This window comes from Dyadobacter pollutisoli (genome assembly GCF_026625565.1).
In the GTDB taxonomy this organism is placed as follows: Bacteria; Bacteroidota; Bacteroidia; order Cytophagales; family Spirosomataceae; genus Dyadobacter; species Dyadobacter pollutisoli.
In genome coordinates this window covers 3269599-3289985 of the sequence record NZ_CP112998.1, presented here as the reverse complement: position 1 = coordinate 3289985, position 20387 = coordinate 3269599, and the positions used below count along the sequence as shown (strand labels likewise).

The window sequence follows — 20387 nt, the reverse complement described above, 5'->3', positions numbered from 1 at the left end:
CGTCCTCTGGCTGCCGTTCCATTACCGCTGAACATTATCGTTATTTTAATGTTCCGGTTTGGAGTAAAAATGAACTATAATTATTTTTATTATAAATATTAACCAAGTACTATTGTAAGAAAGTATAAACGGATCATCTGATGTCGTATCTAACCGTCTACGATGAGAGAGAAGTAATCCTTAAAATTGTTGGAGGAGATGAGAGAGCGTTCCGCTCGTTCTTTAATCAATATCATCAGCTACTAGCAACACATATTTTCCGAATTACCAAGTCGAGGGAATTAACCGAGGAAGTTGTCCAGGACGTTTTCCTTAAAATATGGTCAAAGAGGGAGTGCTTGCTGGAAATAAACGATTTTCGCTCTTATCTAAGTGCAGCGTCGAGGAATCAGGCGTTGAGCGCATTGAAAAAACTTGCCGAGGAACGGGCTATGATCCTGGACATCAACTGGACTACGATCGAAGATGAAATAGAAGGCGACAACGAGGTTTCCGAGCATCCTCAATGGATAGACGAAGCCATTGATCAGCTGCCGAACCAGCAGCGTACGGTATATCTGCTAAGCCGTCATGAAAACCTCAAATACCATGAAATTGCCTCGCGGTTGAATATTTCCCGCGAGACGGTTAAAACCTATCTGCAATTAGCGAGCAAATCCATCACAAAATATCTTCAAAGAAAGCTGTTTGGTGGTTTTCTTTGGATTATATTACTTTTTTTTTAAAATATTTCATTCCGCCCTACCCCCTTTTTTATTCATTTTGAGTCTATACAGTTGAGAGGCTGAAATAGTAAAATAATGATTTTCCAGAATGGGTACACACCACAGTCGATTGGCGGAACTTTTCCGACTCTACTACCACAACATTGCCACAGATCGTGAAATTGAGGAGCTAAAGGGACTCGTCAGGGAAGAAAAAGATGACAGGCAGCTTTTGTTGTTGATCGATCATGCATGGAGTGAGCTGAGCGAGCAGGAGAAAATCATTGATTCAGAAAAAAGCTCAAAGATGCTGGCTTTCATTCTCGAACCGGCCTCCCAGAAAGCGAACGGGGAAGACTCAAACTTTGGAGAGGTAGACGAGTGCAGAGAAAAGAGCAGGCCCTTGTGGTACCGATACATTGCGGCAGTATGCATTATTGCCGGTGGGCTGGGGCTCATGTGGGGAATGTGGAAGAAGACCCATAGGCCGGTAGGGCAGAACCAGGTCGCCGCCGTGAACCAGATTGCTCCCGCGGGTAACAGGGCTACCTTGACCTTGGCAGACGGGTCGCAGATTGCACTGGATCAGGCCGCGGAGGGAGTTCTGGCCGTTCAAGGTAAAACCGAAATCAACAAATCAGAGGATGGAACCATTGTTTACAAGGCAGTTAGAGAGCATGATCTTGCAGTAGAACATGGGTCAAATACCATTTCAACACCACGGGGCGGAAGGTATGAAATTGTATTGCCGGATGGGAGCAAAGCATGGTTGAACACGGCTTCTTCCATTACTTTTCCTACTACATTCAAAAAAAATGAGCGGAGTGTGTCCATTCAGGGAGAAGTATTTTTTGAAGTAGTTCACGATCAGTCAAGGCCATTTAAGGTCTCATTCACCGGTGGAGAGGTAAATGTTCTGGGAACCAGTTTCAATGTAAGAAATTATCCTGACGAGGAAATGTCCAGGACCACCTTGGTAAAAGGATCGGTGATCCTCACCAACAAGCGGGGCAGCAGTCGCCTGATCCCCGGAGAGCAGGCAAGTATTGACAAGGGCGGAACGATCAACAAAAGCGTTGCGAATATGGAAGAGGTCGTTGCCTGGAAGAACGGGGTGTTTTATTTTGAGGATGCCGGAATTCAAACCGTCATGAAAGAAGTAAGCAGGTGGTATGACGTGGATGTCGGGTTTGAAGGTGAGCCTACCATCCGAAGGTTTTCGGGTAAGGTTTCACGGGATGCCAGTATTTTTGAATTTATGAACATCCTTAATTATATCGGTGTAAAATACCGGATAGAAGGAAGAAGGATCACGATAACCAAGTGACGTATATGTTAGTACGTTATTGGAGCCTATTATATACCAGGTCGAAAATTGTTTTATTATTAAACCCATTGATTTATGAGAAGAGCTCCCTAAGCACAGTTTGAGATGGGGTCAGGATAACAAAAAAATCAGGGAAAATGCTGCGAACACTTTCCCTGAATGGTTAGGCCTGGCTGAAAATCCTGTTGACAGATTAATCATTTATTTACCTAATCCATACAAATATATGGAAATTAATACTTTGTCCAAAAAGGGGAAAGTGTACATATTCTTTGTACCTCCAAATTTTTTGCTGCAAATGAAATTAATCACAATGCTGCTGGTATTGGCTATACCCCAGTTATGGGCGTCTGGTTATAGCCAAAAAATAACGCTGGAGAAAGATAACATCTCACTGGAAGCGGCATTGAAGGCTGTTGAGAGCCAAACCCCATATTTGTTTTTGTATGACAAGATGGAAGTACCTGTTCATACGAAAGTGACAGTGAAGGTGACCAACGGCACGATCGAACAGGTCTTGAACCAAATATTTGCGGGATTGCCTCTTACCTATAAGATCTTCGACCGCAATGTGGTAATCAGGACCGAAGAAAAAAGTAAAGTTCCGGTTAACAAAAGCAATGTAGATACCGAGTCGAAAAAGGCGGAAGATATTCGGATCAAAGGGAAGGTTGTCGATGAAAGTCAAAGCCCGCTACCGGGAGCCAATATCCTCCTGAAAGGTTCCCAGAAGGGGGCTGTCACCGATGTGGATGGCCACTTTGAGATTGACGTACCCACTACGCAATCCGTATTGGTTTTCTCTTTTGTCGGGTATCTCACCGTCGAAAAGGTGGTAAACAATCAGACTATTCTTGACATCGTGTTGATGCAGGATAAAAAGCATTTGGAGGAATTGGTTGTAGTCGGCTATGGCAGCCAAAAGAAAGTCACCCTTACCGGAAGCGTCAGCACCATCAGCAGCGAGAAGGTTAAAAATAATCCGATCGCAAATGTATCACAAGCCCTACAGGGCACCATTGCCGGTGCAACCGTAACCAACACCAATACGCCGGGCGGTGATTCAAAAATACGTATCCGGGGACTGAGCACAATCAATAATAATAACCCGCTGTGGATTGTCGACGGAGTGCCTCGGACGGGTGGAATCAATCAACTCAGTCCTTCTGAAATTGAATCGGTTACTGTCTTAAAAGATGCATCTGCGACAGCCATTTATGGTGCGCGGGGAGCGAATGGTGTTATTTTGGTAACCACGATCAAAGGAAGGAAATCTCAACCGGTGGAGGTATCCTTCAGTGCGCGCATCGGCACGATGAAGAATTTCAAACGGTATGACATGTTAAATACACAGGAGTATGCAGAATTACTCTGGATGCAAGCCAAAAATTCCGGTATCAAGCCTTCACACCCTATTTTTGGAAGCGGCGAAACCCCGCACCTCCCGCAGTATCTGATCCCGGCCGGGGCAGACCAGGTAGACGAAAGTCAGTATAACCGTTTTACCTACCCGATCACCAAGTTCAACCATGCCGGCACAGACTGGTACAAAGAAATCCTGAATTCGGGATTTACGAGGGATTACAGCCTGAGTATTGTGGGAGGAACCGAAAATACGGTTTACGGATTCGCAGCCAGTGCGTTAAAGGAGGACGGGATGGTAAAAATGACCGGTTTTGACCGCTACAATGTGCGTTCCAATATCTCTTTTAATGTAACAAAATGGTTGGAGATCGGAGAGAGTTTCGGCCTAAGTTATACCAACGACAGCGGTCTGCAAACACAGAACTCCGAAGGGTCTATTTTCGGACAGCTCCTGGATGTTGCAGAGCTCATGCCAGTTTATGATATACGTGGAAACTGGGCACCTCTTACCCGGCTGACAGGCATACAGGCCAACCTTTATCATCCGCTGGCCGAATTGGATTACTATAAAGACAGTGAAACCCAGAACCTGACTTTTATCGGGAACATGTACGCCAGGGCAAACCTGACAAAGAATCTCGCAGTTAAGTCGCAGTACGGGTTAAATTATGGTTATACCCATACCAAAACTCCGCTGGAAATCAATCCGGAGAGTTATATAGCAAGGGCATTTCCTGAACTTTCTGAAAGCTACAACAAGGCCTATACCTGGAACTGGGTGAACACGATGGAGTATAAAAACACGTTCAGAGGAAAACATACGCTGGACATCCTTGCAGGCAGCGAGGCCCTGGGCAGCGTTTCACAATCCCTGGGCGCATCGCGAAACCGGTTTTTGACAACAACGCCAAGTTATTGGGTGATTGATGCCGGGGAAGGCAATATCCAAAACTCGGGAACAATGAGCGACTGGTCGACCTTTTCGTTGTTTGGTCGTGTCAACTATGATTTTAAGGACAAATACCTGCTCACCCTAACCCTGCGCCGGGACGGATCTTCCCGATTTGGTACAAACAACCGATATGGAATGTTTCCGGCCATGTCCGCGGGATGGGTTCTTTCTGACGAATCTTTTATTAACAGCAAGACACAATCCTGGCTTAATTTTGCAAAACTACGGCTGAGCTGGGGGAAATCCGGAAACGATCAGATCGGGAATTACAATTCCTTTACCACATTTAACCAGAGCCGGGACATGTCGTATTACCCCATCAACGGCAACAATAACGAATTGACAACGGGGTTTCAATCGGCAGTTTTCGGAAACCCCAATGCCAAATGGGAGACGACGGCTACCACCAACGTAGGTCTGGATTTAACGCTCTTTAATAACTTTTTCGTCGAGCTCGACCTCTGGCAGCGCAGCACCCGGGATATGTTGTACCAGGTAAGCATCCCGATGGTAAACGGCCAGGCAACGGTACCGTCCGTGAACATTGGAGATATGGACAATCGGGGCGTTGATTTGCAGATTGACTATCGGAACCAGAGTAAAAATGCGCAGATCAAATACAATGTCGGAATGAGTGTGACTCATTACCGCAATAAAATCGTCAAACTCTCTGAGAACGATGCAGAAGTTATTATTGGAGGAGCAATCAGGGACCAGATTTACACCAGGGCACAGATCGGCACCTCATTCCCTCAGTTTTTTGGATATCAGGTCGACGGTATTTTCCAAACTACCCAGGAGGTAGCCGAACATCCGGCATTTGGCAACTACAATGCACCCGGACGGTTCAAGTTCAGGGACGTAAACAACGATGGTATTATTGATGACAAAGACCGGACCTATGTTGGCAATCCGCATCCGGATTTGACAATCGGGCTTAACGGAAATGTGCAATACAAAAATTTCGATCTCGGATTGTCCTTTTATGCTAGTCTGGGTAATGACATTATGAATGTCAACCGACGGGCGCTGGATTTTAATTTATTCCAAAAAAACAGATCAAAAAGACGGCTGTATGAGTCCTGGGGAAGTCCGTACCTGGCAAGCAATGCTGACGCAAAAATGCCCATTGCGGAAGTCAATGATGTGACCAGTCAGCTTCCTTCATCTTATTATGTGGAAGACGGGAGTTTCCTGAGATTCCAGTCAGCCCAATTGGGCTTCACCGTACCAAAGAAACTACTGAGCAAAATAGCAATGAGAGAACTGCGGCTATCGGCGATGGTTACAAATCTGTTCACCATCACCAGGTATTCGGGGCTGGACCCTCAGATTCAAACGTCGGACAGCAGTTTTGGTGTGGACATTGGTGAATGGCCAACGCCCAGAAGATTTGTAATTGGCTTAAATTTTAAATTCTAACATAGGATGAAAAAAATTTTTTCTCTCATCGTTCTCATTCCTTTGCAGCTTGTGATGCAATCCTGTGGGGAGAGTTTCTTATACAAAGAGCCCAAGGGTACTGTTATTCCCGAATCGTTGAATACCCTCGACGGCGTCAATTATTTGCTTATAGGAGCATATTCCTTATTGGATGGATGGGGAAGCGGCACGGCCAACCAGCAAAATATGTCCGCGGCAGCGTCCATCAAAAACTGGGTCTGGAACTCAGCTTCGGATGACTCCTATAAGGGAAGTACACCGGGCGATTTATCTCCCGCAGGTGAGATTGAGCAATATGTGGCATTGCCGACCAATATTATGATCGAATACAAATGGCAGGTTCACTACGATGGTATTTCCAGATGCAATGACGTATTGAGAGCGATCAAGAATGCTGGATCAGCGATTGATGAAAGCAACCGGAAAATTTTGGAAGGACAGGCCCGTTTTCTCAGGGGGCTGTATCATTTCAGAATGCAGGTCATGCATTATCAGGTCCCCTATATATCCGAAGAAGTGGAGGACCCAAGCAAGGTGCCCAATGACAGGTTAATCTGGGATGATCTAGAAAAGGACTTACAGTTTGCTCTCGATAACCTGCCGGAGCGTTTCGCCGGGAATCCGGGCAGAGCTACGAAATTCGCTGCCATTACGGCAAAAGCGTATGTCCATATGTTCCAAAAGGAGTACAGTGAAGCCAAAACCTTACTGGACATGGTCATTAACAGTAAGAAATTTGCCCTGGTGGATAGCTTTTACCATAATTATACCTCCTATACTGAGAATAATGTTGAATCTATCTTTGAAATTCAATATTCCGTCAATGACGGCACGACGCAGGGCCGGAACGGAAATTCCGATTCCTGGCTGACGTTGCCGTATAACCGGTACCTTCCAACCTGTTGCGGTTTTTTTCAACCTTCCGATGATTTGGTGAATGCATTTAAAGTGGATGCGAATGGGCTGCCATTGTTGGGAATCAATGGACCCAGGTACAATGATACACCGCTGCCCAATGATATGGGGATTAACCCCGAGGAAACTTTTGTACCCCCGGGCCACCTGTTCGACCCCCGACTGGACTGGACGGTCGGCAGGAGAGGAATTCCCTATCTGGACTGGGGTATACACTCCGGGAGAGATTTTGTGAGGGATCAGGATAATGGCGGTCCATATGCCGGAAAAAAGCAGATGTACTATAAAAGGGAAGCTGCGACCGCTGCCGAATCCACATTTGCGAGGGCAAACGCAAAAAATTTCAGATTCTACCGATACGCCCATGTTCTGTTATGGAGGGCTGAATGTGCGATAGAGGAAAATGATCTGGTTTATGCCAAGGAATTGATCAATCAGGTGCGGCGGAGAGCCTCGAATGACATTGTGTACGGAAAGGTAAAAAACACATCGTTTGGGCCATCGATCCCGATTGTAGTTGATTATACAGAGCCGGCTGCGAATTATAAACTTGGCGAGTATACCACATTCCCGAGCCAGGCCTATGCCCGGGAAGCGCTCCGAATGGAACTACGCCTGGAAACAGCCCTTGAAGGCAACCGCTTTTTTGATCTTGTTCGCTGGGGAATTGACCAACAGGTGCTTTCTAAATTCATTGCCAACGATTCGAAGTACAGGAGCTTTATGGGCGGAACAAGTTATGCTCCCAGAAATGCCAAATGGCCATTGCCTCAAAGCCAGATCGATTTGCAAAAAGGAGTTTTGATACAGGATCCCAATTACTAAATATTGAACATGACAATCATGAATAGACGAGATTTAACCAAAATCCTTATGGCTACCCCCTTTGTGTTAGGAGGAAGCCGTAAAGCCCGGGCCAATGCCGGGCAACCTGCAAAGACCCGCAATATCCTGATGCCGATTGGCGACGCAACCGAAGCCGTCGATACCCTTTATCCTTTCTTTCGCTTGCAGGAAGAAGGTTTTAAAGTAACGGTTTGCGGCCCCGAAGCTCGCATATACCATATGGTTACACATGAAGTCCCCCCGAACGCCGTTATTCGATGGGATATTACCCAGGAGGCACCGGGCTATCACATTACTGCGGAGAAAGCTTTCAGAGACATTCGTCCTGAAGAGTACGACGGCATTTTCGTCTCTGGCGGAAGAGCGCCTGAATATTTAAGATATGATAAGGATCTGCTAAGGATCACGCGGCATTTTTTCGAAACCAATAAACCGGTATCGGTGGTTTGCCATGGCGTGGAAATACTGGCTGCGGCAGGGGTTATCAAAAACAGAAAGTTAACGACTGTGGCCAAATGCGAGCTGGACATTACGCAGGTGGGCGGCGTTTATGTAGCTGATCCTATGGTGGTGGATGGTAATCTGATCAGTTGCCGGACCTGGCATGATTTCAATACGCCGTACATGAAGCTTTTCGTGGAACAGGTATTAAAGCTAAAAAGTTGATACATGCTCAACAGACGAGAATTTATTCACTCAGCGTCAGGTATGATGGGGTCGGCGATGCTGGCCGACCTCCCATCGCACTGGCTGGACAGGGATGCAAAGGCCTGGAAGCTCAATTACATGATTTCCTCCTGTTTATATGGTTATATGGACCTTGATACCATTCTTGCCGAAGTGGTAAAAAATGGGGCAGCGGCAATCGATATATGGCCTAAAGTCCATGGCAATCAGCGGGAGCAGCTGGATGAGCTGGGTGAAGATCAATTCCGGCAGCTTTTGAAAAAGCATAAAACCTCGCTTGGATGCATTACGCAATATAAGCTGGGCCCGTTTGCCTTGGCAGAAGAGATGAAGCTGGCATCTCGGTTTGGGACCAAAATCATCGTTACCGGGGCAAAGGGAGAAAAGGGACTGACTGGCGACGCATTGAAAAACGAGGTAAAGAAATTTGCCCAGAACCTTCGGCCCACCATTGCCCAGGCAGAGCGGCATGACCTGGTGGTTGCGATCGAAAACCATTCCTCTTCGCTGATCTTCACACCGGACTCGATCAAATGGTTGCTGGAATTTGTCCCTCAAAAGAACGTCGGGATTGCTTTTGCCCCATACCATTTGGAGCATACCGCAGAGGAAATGGCTGCATTGATCCGGCATATCGGGCCGCGGTTGACTTTATTTTATGCCTGGCAGCATGGTAAGGGGAGCAATGGAAATATGAGCAAAGCTGAGGAGCTGCAGCAACTCCCCGGTCAGGGCCCGCTGGATTTTATTCCATTACTGTCTGCTTTAAAAGAGATCAACTATACTGGATGGACGGAGATCTTTATGCATTCTTTTCCACGAGGTGAGGCCGTTGCAAAAACAGCCGGTGGGGTGACCGCGCAGCTGAATGTGTCACGAAAATATCTTGAAACTTGTATTTCTAAAATATAACGATTTATAACATGGATAGAAGGTCTGCTTTGATTCAGATGGGCGTGACTGCGGGCGGGATCCTGGCTTTTACTGCCTGCCGCAATAACGATAAGAAGACTATTTCATCGGCATATGCAAAGCTGGGGATTTCGGAAAAGGAAGTTGGTTTTCTAGGGGATTTGGCAGAGGTGATCATCCCGTCGGACCCTGAGGTGAAAGGTTCGGATGCGTTGGATTTGAAGGCTTTCGTATTGTTGATGGTCAATGACTGCATGAAAAAGCAGGATCAGGAAATATACATGATTGGATTACGGGCTTTTCAAAAATCCGTCGAAAATCAGGACTTAAAAGACAAGGCCATGGAAACCGCTTTCATTAAGGGATTAAGCGGGAACGATGAGAATCCGGAAGAAAAATCCGTCAAGGTGTTCCTATTGACCACCAAGCAGTATACCATTCAAGGGTTTCTTACTTCCAAATACTTCATGACCGAAATCATGCCTTACGAAATGATGCCTGGAAAGTTCGACGGTAAATTCCGGATTACTCCGGGCCACAAGGTGAATATATACGGATAATATCGGGGCCGGATATGATAAAGCTCCGGACCCAGTTTTGGTTTAATGATTATTGAAACAACAACATATGGCGAACTTGAATATTAATTCGATCAAGGACAGGACCTTTGATGCGATCGTGATCGGAAGTGGGATGACGGGTGGATGGGCAGCGAAGGAACTGACAGAAAACGGGCTGAAAACACTCCTGCTGGAAAGAGGCAAGGAAATAAAACATATCACAGATTATCCGACGGCCAATCTGATGCCCTACGAAATCGAGCACCGAAACAAGGTTCCGCAAGATATCATAGACAAAAATCCCATCGCCAGTCGCTGCCATGCTTTTACGGAAGATAAAATGCACCTGTTTGTAAAGGACGATGAGCATCCCTATATCCAGGATGAGCCATTTTACTGGTTCCGGGGATACCAGACCGGTGGACGTTCGCTGATGTGGGGACGGATGGTGCAGCGGTGGAGCGACTACGATTTTGAAGGGCCCATCCGTGACGGTTTTGCTGTCGACTGGCCGATCCGGTACAAGGACCTGGCGCCCTGGTATTCGCACGTAGAGAAATTTATCGGCGTTTCGGGTAACCGTGATGGCATTGATGTGCTGCCTGACGGAGAGTTTTTGCCGCCATTCGGAATGACAGCGATGGAGGAGCATTTGAAAGCGATCCTCCAAACCAAATACAGTGACCGGTGGTTGATTGCCGCCCGATGCGCGCATATAACCGGAAATTACGGGCATTTTGCCGCGCAGGGCAGGGGAGGTTGCCAGCACCGGGACCAATGCCGCAGAGGATGTCCGCTAGGGGGGTATTTCAGTAGCAATTCGTCGACCATTCCCTGGGCCCAAAAAACGGGCAAGCTCACCATACGCCATCATTCGGTAGTTCAGAAAATCAATTATGATGAAAAACAGCAACGGGCAACGGGCGTGACGGTCATTGATGAGCATACCGGAGAAGAGACCGAATTTTTAGCGAAAATAATTTGTGTAAACGCCGGCTCGCTCAATACCAATTTGCTTTTACTAAATTCCACGTCTTCCCGCTTTCCGAAAGGGCTTGGAAATGACCATGAGCTGATGGGGAAATTTGTCGGTTTTCACAACTATCGGGGCAAAATATCCGGTGAGTTTGAAGGGTTAACTTCATTTGCCACGCAGGGGCGACGACCCAATGCCACCTACATTCCCCGTTTCCGGAATGTTAAAAAGCAGGAGACCAAGTTCCTAAGGGGCTATTCGGCCTTTTTAGGTTCAAGCCGACCCTTGCTATCGGACCGATCCGGCATTGGGGCTGAATTAAAGGATCAGCTGCTGAATCCAACATATGGTGCGTGGCGGGTCGGGTCCGGGATGTCGGGTGAAACAATCCCCAAGGAATCCAATCGTGTTCAGTTGGATAGTACAAAAAAAGACCGGTGGGGAATTCCATTACTAAAAATTTCGATCAAATATGATGACAACGATGAGCTGATGATTCAGGATTATCATGATCAAATGGAAGAAATGTATACTGCCGCCGGAATTAAGAACATTAAAAGGACGGATGATAAGGGTGCTCCCGGTCTGGACATTCATGAAATGGGCGGTGTTCGAATGGGCAGAGATCCTAAAACTTCACTGCTCAATGAATGGAACCAGCTGCACACATGCCCCAATGTATTAGTGACTGATGGAGCCTGCATGACATCGACCAGCACGCAAAATCCATCCCTTACTTATATGGCTTTAACGGCGCGCGCTATCAACCATATCGTCGGCGAATTGCAGTCGTGACCAGTTCCTTCATCGCCGGGGCTCCGCGGCAACCTCATTCACTCCGCAAGCTCGTCACGGGGTTCATCAGCGCAGCTTTGATACTCTGAAAACTGATCGTAAACAATGCAATGCCGGCGGCCAGTACGGCGGCCAGGGCGATAATCCACCATTCAAGGGTCGTTTGGTAGGCAAAGCCTTGCAGCCATTTATTCATGGCATACCAGGCAATGGGTGATGCTATGACGATGGCTATCAATATCAGTTTCATAAAATCCTGTGACAGCAAACTTACGACCCCGGCGACGGTGGCGCCCAGCACTTTGCGTACACCTATTTCCTTCGTGCGCTGCTCGGCCATGAAGGCGGACAGGCCGTACAAGCCCAGGCAGGAAATGAAAATGGCCAGGCCCGCAAACAAATTGAAAATGCTTCCCATTTGCTGCTCGCTGCGGTACAGATTATCCAGGTCCTTACCCAGAAAGCCGAATGTGAAAGGGAATGCCGGGTTGAGCCGTGCGTTGATCTTTTCCAATGCTTTGATCGTCTGCTCGTTATTGCCCGCCGTGGTGCGGACCATCACCACGCCGCCCCATTTGTTGAGGCGCAGGATCAGCGGCTCCATTGCATACTGCAGCGATTTGAAATGGAAATCCTTCACAACCCCAATGATCGTTCCTTTGGTATCGCCGAAAGTCAGCGGCTGTCCTACCGCATTATTGGTGTTCATACCCATGATCTGCATCGCCTTTTCATTGATCATATAATTGGAACTGTCGCCCGAAAACGCTTTGTCGAAGCTGCGGCCTGCCAGTACCTGCGATTTGAAGACTTTAACGAAATTTTCATCCACGTCCAGCGACGGGAACACCACCTGGTTACGGGTGGTTTGTCCGTCCCAAACAACGTCGACTGTCCCGGATTCGAGCTTTGTGGGCAGATCTGAAATGACGGTGAAGTTCTCCGTCAGCGGGTTTTGCGCCAGTGACGCCTTCAATGCCTGTCGTTTTTCTCCCAGCTCGCCCGTCATAGGCAGGTAAAGCAGGTTGGACTTGTCGAAGCCGAGGTTTCGTTTTTTGATAAAATCGAGTTGTTTATAAACTACCGCAGTGCCCACCAGCAGCACAATGGCGACCACGAACTGTGTCACCACGAGCGCATTCCGGAAAAGCAAATTGCCCCCCGCGACCCTCATTTTGCCTTTCAGCACCTTCACAGGCGCAAAACCCGAGAGGAACAATGCCGGATAGCTGCCCGAAACCAGGCCGGTCAATACCGCAATACCTAGCAGGCTCATCAGCAGCTTTCCATCCAGCAAATGAATGGCGAGCGTTTTCTCGGTTAGCATCGTGAACACGGGTAGCAGCAGGTACACGATCCCGATCGCGATCACCAGCGAGAGGAACGAAAACAGGAGCGATTCGCCCAGGAACTGGAACACCAGCTGGTAGCGATTGGCGCCTACCACCTTGCGCAGGCCCACTTCCTTAGCCCGGCGCTCGGAGCGTGCCGTGGCCAGGTTCATGAAATTAATGCACGCCACCGCCAGAATGAATAGCGCGACGATAAAGAAAACATTGACATACTGAATGTTACCATGTCCGGGAACGTCAATCTGCAAGTTGGAATGCAGGTGGATGTCCGTTAGCGGTTGCAGCTGGAAGTCGATTTTAATCTCCTCGCCGTGTTCCTTGAACATTTTGCCTATTTGTTGCAGGAGTTTCTGCTGGGCGGGGGCAGATGCGGCCGTCTTTTCGTCGAGTTCGAGGTAGGTGTAAAAGTTGAAATTGCCCCAGGTGTCGTTTTTCAAATCCCAGTTCCAGCTGGCCATCGTTTTCATGGGAATGATCGCGTCGAACTGCAAATGCGAATTGGACGGCGTATTGGCCAGCACGCCGGCAATGGTAAAGTTGTCGTGGTTGTTGATGCGCACCGTCTTGCCCACGGCGTCGGCCGTGCCGTAATACTTTTTGGCCGTTTCTTCGGTGATCAATATCGCTCCGGGGTCGCTCAGGGCCGTAGCGACATTGCCAGCCAGCAGCGGGAATGAGAACACTTCCAGGAAGTTGGAATCGGCATAGAATACGCGCTTTTCTTCCACCTTTTTTTCTCCCACTTCAAACAGCATCGGGCTCGGTTTGCTCATCCTTACCCCGCCTTTGACCTGCGGAAGCTGCGCCTGCAAGCCCCTGGCCATTCCAGCCGGGCTGACGGCCGCTTTGAAGTCGCCTGCACTGCATGTGAGGCGAAACAGCTGGTTGGCGCGGGTGTGGAAGCGGTCGTAACTCAGTTCGTTCTGCACCCACAAAAGGATCAGAATGCTGCAAGCCATGCCGATGGATAAGCCCGCAATGTTCAGTATCGAATAAGCTTTTTGACGGACAATGTTCCGCCAGGCGATTTTGAAATAGTTTTTTAACATATCAGGGCTAAGAGAAAATGGTTGATTATATTTCGTTTTGCTACCACGCCGGCGCACAAATGGCGGCAGCACCGTGACGACATTCAGCAGGTAACGCAGCACAGCCTGTCTTTTTCCGGTGCGTTTATAGGTATACGCATACAGCTCGTCCAGGTCACCTTCCACTTCTTCAATCGTATTTTCGGGGTGCAGCCAGCGAAGCAGCGTTTTTGCCCATTGCGGCGGTTGTGGTGTGTTCATATCCCGCTCAGCTTTAATGTGGGATCGGGCATCAGTTTCCAAAGCTTGTTGCGCAGCTGCTGGATATCGGCCAGCGCGCTTCTCCCGAGGTTTGTCATCTTAAAAAGCCGTTTCCGCCTCCCGCCACGCTCCGTAGTAGCCCCGCCGAGCTCCGACGTTACAAATCCCTTTTCTTCCAGGCGGATCAATGTATTATGAACCGCACCGAAAGTGACGACCCTACCCGTATGCTGCTCGATCTCCTGAGACACGGTAACACCATACGCATCCCCATCAAGAATTGCGATCATGAGTAGAACAAGCTCTTCAAACTCCCCCAAATACGTCCTGCGCATCCCGAAAAATGATTAGTTTATATTTTATAGTATAAATGCATGCCAGGCTTAGAAACAGCTTTCTGAGCGTTTTTGAGAGGTTTTTGATGTTCGGAAAGGGACGGGGGTGTTCGGTTTTGGACGTGTGGGGAGGAGGGGGCGGAATCCGCAACTACAAATCTAATTTTGTGCTGTCCTGCGTTTCAGCTCCATCTTAATTAATTTTGATTTTTTTCGGTTCCTGATTGCGAATATAAACAAAGGAATGGATGCGCCACTAATCAAAAGGCCGCCTGTTATTTGCGCTGCTGTCTTGTTGGAATTCCATATATCATAGTTTTTATAACCACTAATGAACAAAGCTGGGCCGGCGATGGCGGTAATGATGCCGAAGACTGTACAAACAACAAAATTGCTTTGAAACAATTGTTTGTTAGTAGCCAGCTCACCCGGTTGCCAGTTGGTGATTTCATGCTGGAATGCCGATAATTTCACTGATTTGTAATATCCCTGCCTGGGTAAGGTAATAGCAGTGTCAGCAGCAATGTTCGGACCCCGGGAGTCTTCTCTTTCGCCGTTCCCTACCAAAGTGTCCTTTCTGACTGTAGATATTGAATCAGCGTTCCTTTGTTGGGCTGAACTATGGCCTGGTAGAAATAGAGCAACCATAAAAAAGGCTATCAATAATAGCCCTGGCGAAGTGTTTCTGACGAACACGGCTGATTTATTCTCCATAATCTTAAAATTTTTGGTGACGGAAGAGGGACGCCATCCTGCGATATTTTAGCCTTAAGGTCGCCCATAGTGCCAAATGTGATCCCGCAAGACAATCCTAATTTACACAAAAAATATAAGAATAGGTGGCGAGCGCGGGTGTCACAACTCCTTTTCTTCGAGGCTGAGCAATGTAATATGAACCGCACCGGAAGTGACGACCCTGCCCGTATGCTGCTCGATCTCCTGAGATACGGTAACACCATACGCGTCCCCCCTCAAGGATTGCGATCATGAGTAGAACAAGCTCTTCAAACTATCCCAAATACGTCCTGCGCATCCCATAATGATTAGTTTATATTTTATGGTATAAATGCGCGCCAGGCTTGGAAGGGGCTTTTTAAGCGTTTTTAAGGGCTTTGCTGTTCGGAAAGGGAGGGGAGTGTTCAATTTTGGACGGTGGGGGGAGGGGGCCGACGGTGCCGTTGGGTAAGCGCTGATCCTATGGCTTGGTTTTACCGCTGCAAGGTCAATGCAGTAAATCATTCTGACGCATAGACACTCGGCGGTGGTAGGTTTAATACTGAGAATAATTAATCTCTGAATATATTGCAAGTAAAAATGTGAACCCTAACTACAAATCTCAAAATGGATCAGATTAGCGACATTCTTGCCAAGCCTTGGTGGCAGGGCGTATCTGTCATCCTTACTATAATCGGGTTAATTATAGCGCTTGTGCAACTCCGAAAAAAGAAGCTTGGTTATCTTGTGCAATTCTCCGAATCTGTATTTGAGGAAGACTTAGGGTTTACAAACCAATTATCAATTTCTTACAAAGATACTGTCGTCAAATCGCTTAGGGTCGCATCAGTAAAAATCAAGAATTATGGTTTCCTACCAATCAAAAGTGAAGACTTTCATGAGGCCATTGAAATAAAGCTCGTTGGCAATCTTCGAATTCTTGATTGCGAAATAAAGGCGTTGAATCCAAAGAACCTCAAAGTTCAGTTTTCAATCGAAAATAAATCGATCATTATTAACCCCACACTTTTGAATTCAAAAGACACTTTTGGGGTAAAAGTGATTTATGACGGTGATAATGCAGAAATCGACCCGAGCTGTCGAATTGTTGGTGTAAGTCGAATAAAAGATTTGGAACTAGTGAAACAAGCAACCAAGGATTTAACAGTGCTAACATTCTTTGGTGTAATTACTTTATATACACTATTAAACTGGACTTTTTTTGTAACTCCTGACAACTATGGATATCAAGTTTTGGGGTGTTTTGTTATTTTGGGGCTGTTAGCCTATACGTCGATTTATAAAGATGACATGCTTGCTAATCTGTAAGTGTTTATTTAATAATGATAGCCGATTCAAGCCAAACTGAGTATTTGCCGAGAAAGATTTATAATATGAGCGAATTGCTAGAAATAACGGATAAGGATATTGCCGCACTGGAAGACGGAGAATTGAGAAGCTTGATTGGGCTTTTGTGTGAAGCGGAGTATCGAAAGTATGGAATTCCAACAAAGGCAGTTCAATGGGGAGGGCACCAAGACGCCCCTGATCGAGGAATTGATATTTTAATAGCCTCTGACGTCCTGTTGTCGGTAGATAGTTACATTGTCCGGCCACATACTATATTTCAAAGCAAAGTCACAAATATGACACCTGCATTGATTCTCAAAGAAATGAAGCCGCTAGGAAAACTTCGAGAATCTATAGTGGATCTCGCGGGAGACCAGGGTGCCTATGTTATCGTATCTCGACATAGCTTAACGTCAAAGGAGTATAACAATAGGATCGTTGAAATGAAGAAAGCGATCGGAGGCCTTGACGTAAAGGTCGACTATTATCATGGAGGACGTATAGCGACTTGGGTGAGAGAGCATCCTTCAATTATATTATGGATTCGCCACCGTGTTAAACGCCCGATTTTCGGTTGGAAATCCTACGCTGATTGGGCTGCAAATCTTACTACAAACGAAGATTATATCTTGGACGATGGTTGTAGATTAATTGATAAGAGAAGAAAAGATGTTGAACTGACTATTGAGAATGGAATATTGGCTATTAGACAGTTGCTCTCTCAGCCAGGAAATTATTTGAGATTAACCGGATTATCTGGTGTCGGAAAAACCAGACTCGCCCAAGCACTTTTCGACGAAAGGGTTGGGCAAGAGATTGTTAACCAGTCTCATGTGATATATACTGATATCTCGGAGGAGCCTACGCCTAGTCCACAGCACATTACGGAGCAACTCATAGCTGGAAATTACCGGACAATTCTAATTATTGACAACTGTTCTCCTGAACTTCATAGGTCGTTAGTGAATAAATTAACATGTCAGTCACACTCAGTCAGTTTGCTTACTATCGAATATGATGTTGCGGATGACCAGCCGGATGAAACTGACGTTTTTCATCTTGAACCGTCTAGTGATCGTGTGATCAGCACATTGATTTTAAGACGATTTCCCAAAATTACTGAATTGGATGCCTGGAAAATCGCCGAATTCTCGGGAGGCAATGCACGCGTAGCTGTTGCTTTGGCCAAAACGGTTACTCTTGGGGAGTCGATTGGTTATCTTCAAAATAAAGAGCTTTTTAAAAGGCTTTTTTATCAACGGAATAATGAGAATGAGGATTTAAAGCATTCAGCAGAAGTTCTTTCACTGGTTTATTCGTACGATGTGGAGACTGCAAGTTCCGAACTCGAAATTCTTAGTCTTATGAGTTCAATACCGGTGCAAGCTCTATACAAACACTCGGCTGATCTGAGAGATCGAGACCTTGTTCAAGCTAGGGGGAAATTTCGAGCGGTACTACCTCATGCTATCGCGAATAGATTGGCGATAGGAGCTTTGGATCGACTGACAGCTGATATGTTAGACCAGTATTTCCTGCGAAAGGGGACAGAGCGGCTGATACGTTCGTTTAGCAGACGACTTAGTTACATTCCAGATAGTGAGCCGGTAAAAAAAATTGTTGAACATTGGCTCGCACCTGAAAATGGATGGATGAGAGACGTCAGTAATTTGAATGAATTTGGAATGTCGATCTTTGAGAATCTCGCAAGTATACTTCCGGAACGCGCATTGCTCGCGATTGAAAGAGCAAATGCCTTGTTGCCAGGAAAGTTTGCAAGCCGGGAAAATGAATATTTCTCCCGGTTTGTTCGGCTTCTCAAACATATTGGCTATGAGGAGCCTTTATTTCTCAGGAGCGCGAAAATTGTTGCCGAATTTGCATTAACTGAAAAAGTAGGTGAGAACTCTGATTCTATTCGTAGGGAACTAAGCGCCATGTACCAGCTTAGTATGTCAGGTACTTACGCCCCTATTGAAGTGCGTTTAAAACTCGTTAAGAGCCTCTGGGAATCTAACATTACGAGCAAGCGACAACTTGCGATAGAGTTGATTGAATCCGCTTTGGAAGCTTGGCATTTCCAATCTCCTAATAATCCGAGCTTTGGTTCACGATCACGAGATTATGGTTTAAGCCTACAACATCCTGATGAAGTAGAAAATTGGTTTACCAAAGTGGTCGAGCAATGCATTAGAATGCTCGACGACGATACTCCATTCCAAGCAGAGCTCAAAAAGATCCTGGCAGAAAAACTTAGGGGTATTTGGACACAAACCAACCTTTTCGAACTTGTCGAATTGGTTTGTGAGCAAATGACTAGAAATGGTTTTTGGGCGCAAGGGTGGTTTGAAATTTTGTCAATAGTTCGGTACGATTCAAAAGATGACGAAACAGAGAATAAAGAAAGGCTTTTAGTTTTGGAGCAATCATTACGACCTAAGAATTTGTATGAGCAAATCGTCGCATACTTTATGTCAGACGCGATAGGAATGGATATCGCTGATGCACTGCTGGATGAAGAGACAAGTAGCTTTGAAAAACTTTATCAGATCTATGAAGAGCTCGGAATCGAATTGATAAGAGATGAGCAAGTTATAAACAAACTACTTCCAACGCTTTTTTCGGTTGAGAATAGCGATATTTTGCATCTTGGACGAGGGATCTATTATGGTGCGGTTGATAAAGGAGAGGTTTGGGACGATTTGTTAAATAAATACTTGACGATACCGACTCAAAATCGGAGACCTTTTTTACTGAAAGGTTGGATTAATAGTGCTCAAAAAGAGAATGAAAGGTATTCTGATGAAATATTGGAGCAAACATTAGACTCGGCGGAATTGAAACATTTATTCTTGTCATTGCAATCAGCAATTCCTACTAGCCAAAACGGGGTAAGACTGCTTCGACGAGCTCTTCAAGATTTGGAAATAAAATCAAAAGAATTTGAATTGCTCTCTTATTCGCTTATTTATTCGAATACATCACCAAAGGACTTATCTGATATTATTGTTGGAATTTTGAATCGTCCAGGCGGCCAAGAAGCTGCCTTTGAGATTCTGTATTTTAAATGTCACGTTGTGAAATCAGGTTCCATCAATGATATAAGGGGCGAGCTGCTGGATATTGGTAGGCGTATTCTTTTAAATATGGATCTTGAAAAGGAATTAAAGTCTACCGATAGTTATAAGATTGGCGTAGTCTTACAGATATGTTTTTCTGGAAAAGAAGCGTTTGATTCAGCTAGTGAATTTACGTTAAAGCTGATGCGTTTAATCAGACTTAGGTACGGCTTTTTGAAGTCGGCAGATGGCATATTGAAAAAGCTAGTTAAGATTCAACCAGTATGCTTGTTAAATACATTATTAGAAAAAGGGACTCTCACTGTATATGCAGGCTGGATCGACTTTCGTAGAAATTTTGAAAAATACGATACTTATATTTCGACTTTATCGGATAATTTTTTACTCAACTGGTGCAGAGAAGATCCTTACGAAAGATACAAGATTATCGGTGGTGCGCTTATTAGCTATGAAAGAACCGTTGAGCCAGGTAAGCTTAAATGGAAGCCAATTTTTTGGAAACTTGTTGACGGCGCTCCCAACTTATTGGAAGTGTTGGACGAAATTGAAAGCACCCTTAGGCCGTCCGCTGTCTCTGGATCACGTGTGAATGCCTACCAAGCAAGGCTGACGTTGTTTTCTGAACTTTTTGACAATCCCAATATCCAACTTTCTGAATGGGCCAGGTTAAAGTTTAGTCAGTGGAATGAGGAAATAGTTCAGCAGAGAAAGTTTGAAGAAGAGCGGTATCAAGATCGAAATGAAAGTTTTGAATAGTAATCTCATGTCTCACTTGGCAATATTCG

Annotated in this window: 13 protein-coding genes and 1 pseudogene; 10 read left to right on the top strand and 4 right to left on the bottom strand. The window is 46.0% G+C overall.

Annotation, left to right across the window (positions count from 1 at the left end; genetic code table 11):
* The first annotated feature begins 140 nt into the window (after positions 1-140).
* From ON006_RS13470 to ON006_RS13435, 8 genes are all read left to right on the top strand, one after another.
* Complete coding sequence (locus ON006_RS13470; RefSeq protein ID WP_244820313.1) at positions 141-725, top strand: RNA polymerase sigma factor; 585 nt, start codon at positions 141-143, stop codon at positions 723-725.
* Positions 726-813: 88 nt separating this feature from the next.
* Positions 814-2031 (top strand): FecR family protein, encoded by a 1218-nt coding sequence (locus ON006_RS13465; protein WP_244820312.1) that lies wholly within the window; start codon positions 814-816, stop codon positions 2029-2031.
* A 298-nt stretch (positions 2032-2329) separates the two neighbouring features.
* Positions 2330-5770 carry a TonB-dependent receptor gene (locus tag ON006_RS13460; RefSeq protein ID WP_244820311.1) on the top strand — a complete coding sequence of 1147 codons (3441 nt, stop codon included), beginning with the start codon at positions 2330-2332 and terminating at the stop codon, positions 5768-5770.
* 6 nt (positions 5771-5776) lie between these two features.
* Complete coding sequence (locus tag ON006_RS13455; RefSeq protein ID WP_244820310.1) at positions 5777-7531, top strand: RagB/SusD family nutrient uptake outer membrane protein; 1755 nt, start codon at positions 5777-5779, stop codon at positions 7529-7531.
* A gap of 48 nt (positions 7532-7579) precedes the next feature.
* Positions 7580-8218, top strand: a complete 639-nt coding sequence (locus ON006_RS13450) for a DJ-1/PfpI/YhbO family deglycase/protease (RefSeq protein ID WP_244820309.1) — start codon at positions 7580-7582, stop codon at positions 8216-8218.
* Positions 8219-8221: 3 nt separating this feature from the next.
* Positions 8222-9151: a sugar phosphate isomerase/epimerase family protein gene (locus ON006_RS13445; protein ID WP_244820308.1), complete on the top strand. Its 930-nt coding sequence runs from the start codon at positions 8222-8224 to the stop codon at positions 9149-9151.
* Between the two features lie 11 nt (positions 9152-9162).
* Entirely contained in the window at positions 9163-9711 is a 549-nt protein-coding gene (locus ON006_RS13440; protein ID WP_244820307.1) for a gluconate 2-dehydrogenase subunit 3 family protein, read from the top strand.
* A 67-nt stretch (positions 9712-9778) separates the two neighbouring features.
* Positions 9779-11482, top strand: a complete 1704-nt coding sequence (locus tag ON006_RS13435; RefSeq protein WP_244820306.1) for a GMC oxidoreductase — start codon at positions 9779-9781, stop codon at positions 11480-11482.
* A gap of 34 nt (positions 11483-11516) precedes the next feature.
* Here ON006_RS13435 and ON006_RS13430 read toward each other — a convergent pair whose 3' ends face one another.
* The 4 genes and pseudogenes from ON006_RS13430 to ON006_RS13415 form a co-directional block, all read right to left on the bottom strand.
* The gene (locus ON006_RS13430) at positions 11517-14123 is read right to left on the bottom strand and encodes an ABC transporter permease (RefSeq protein ID WP_244820305.1); all 2607 of its coding nucleotides are present in this window, start codon (positions 14121-14123) and stop codon (positions 11517-11519) included.
* Positions 14120-14458 (bottom strand): PadR family transcriptional regulator, encoded by a 339-nt coding sequence (locus ON006_RS13425; RefSeq protein WP_244820304.1) that lies wholly within the window; start codon positions 14456-14458, stop codon positions 14120-14122. Before ON006_RS13425 ends, ON006_RS13430 begins: the two co-directional genes overlap by 4 nt.
* Before the next feature lie 159 nt (positions 14459-14617).
* A complete protein-coding gene (locus tag ON006_RS13420; RefSeq protein ID WP_244820303.1) occupies positions 14618-15172 on the bottom strand; it encodes a hypothetical protein in 555 nt (184 codons plus the stop codon).
* A gap of 150 nt (positions 15173-15322) precedes the next feature.
* Positions 15323-15446, bottom strand: a pseudogene (locus ON006_RS13415) (PadR family transcriptional regulator); the annotation flags it as partial.
* Positions 15447-15799: 353 nt separating this feature from the next.
* On the opposite strand from ON006_RS13415, the gene ON006_RS13410 reads away from it, so the two are divergent.
* Both ON006_RS13410 and ON006_RS13405 read left to right on the top strand, forming a co-directional pair.
* Complete coding sequence (locus ON006_RS13410) at positions 15800-16501, top strand: hypothetical protein (protein ID WP_244820302.1); 702 nt, start codon at positions 15800-15802, stop codon at positions 16499-16501.
* Positions 16502-16566: 65 nt separating this feature from the next.
* Positions 16567-20358: a hypothetical protein gene (locus ON006_RS13405; protein ID WP_244820301.1), complete on the top strand. Its 3792-nt coding sequence runs from the start codon at positions 16567-16569 to the stop codon at positions 20356-20358.
* Positions 20359-20387: the final 29 nt, after the last annotated feature.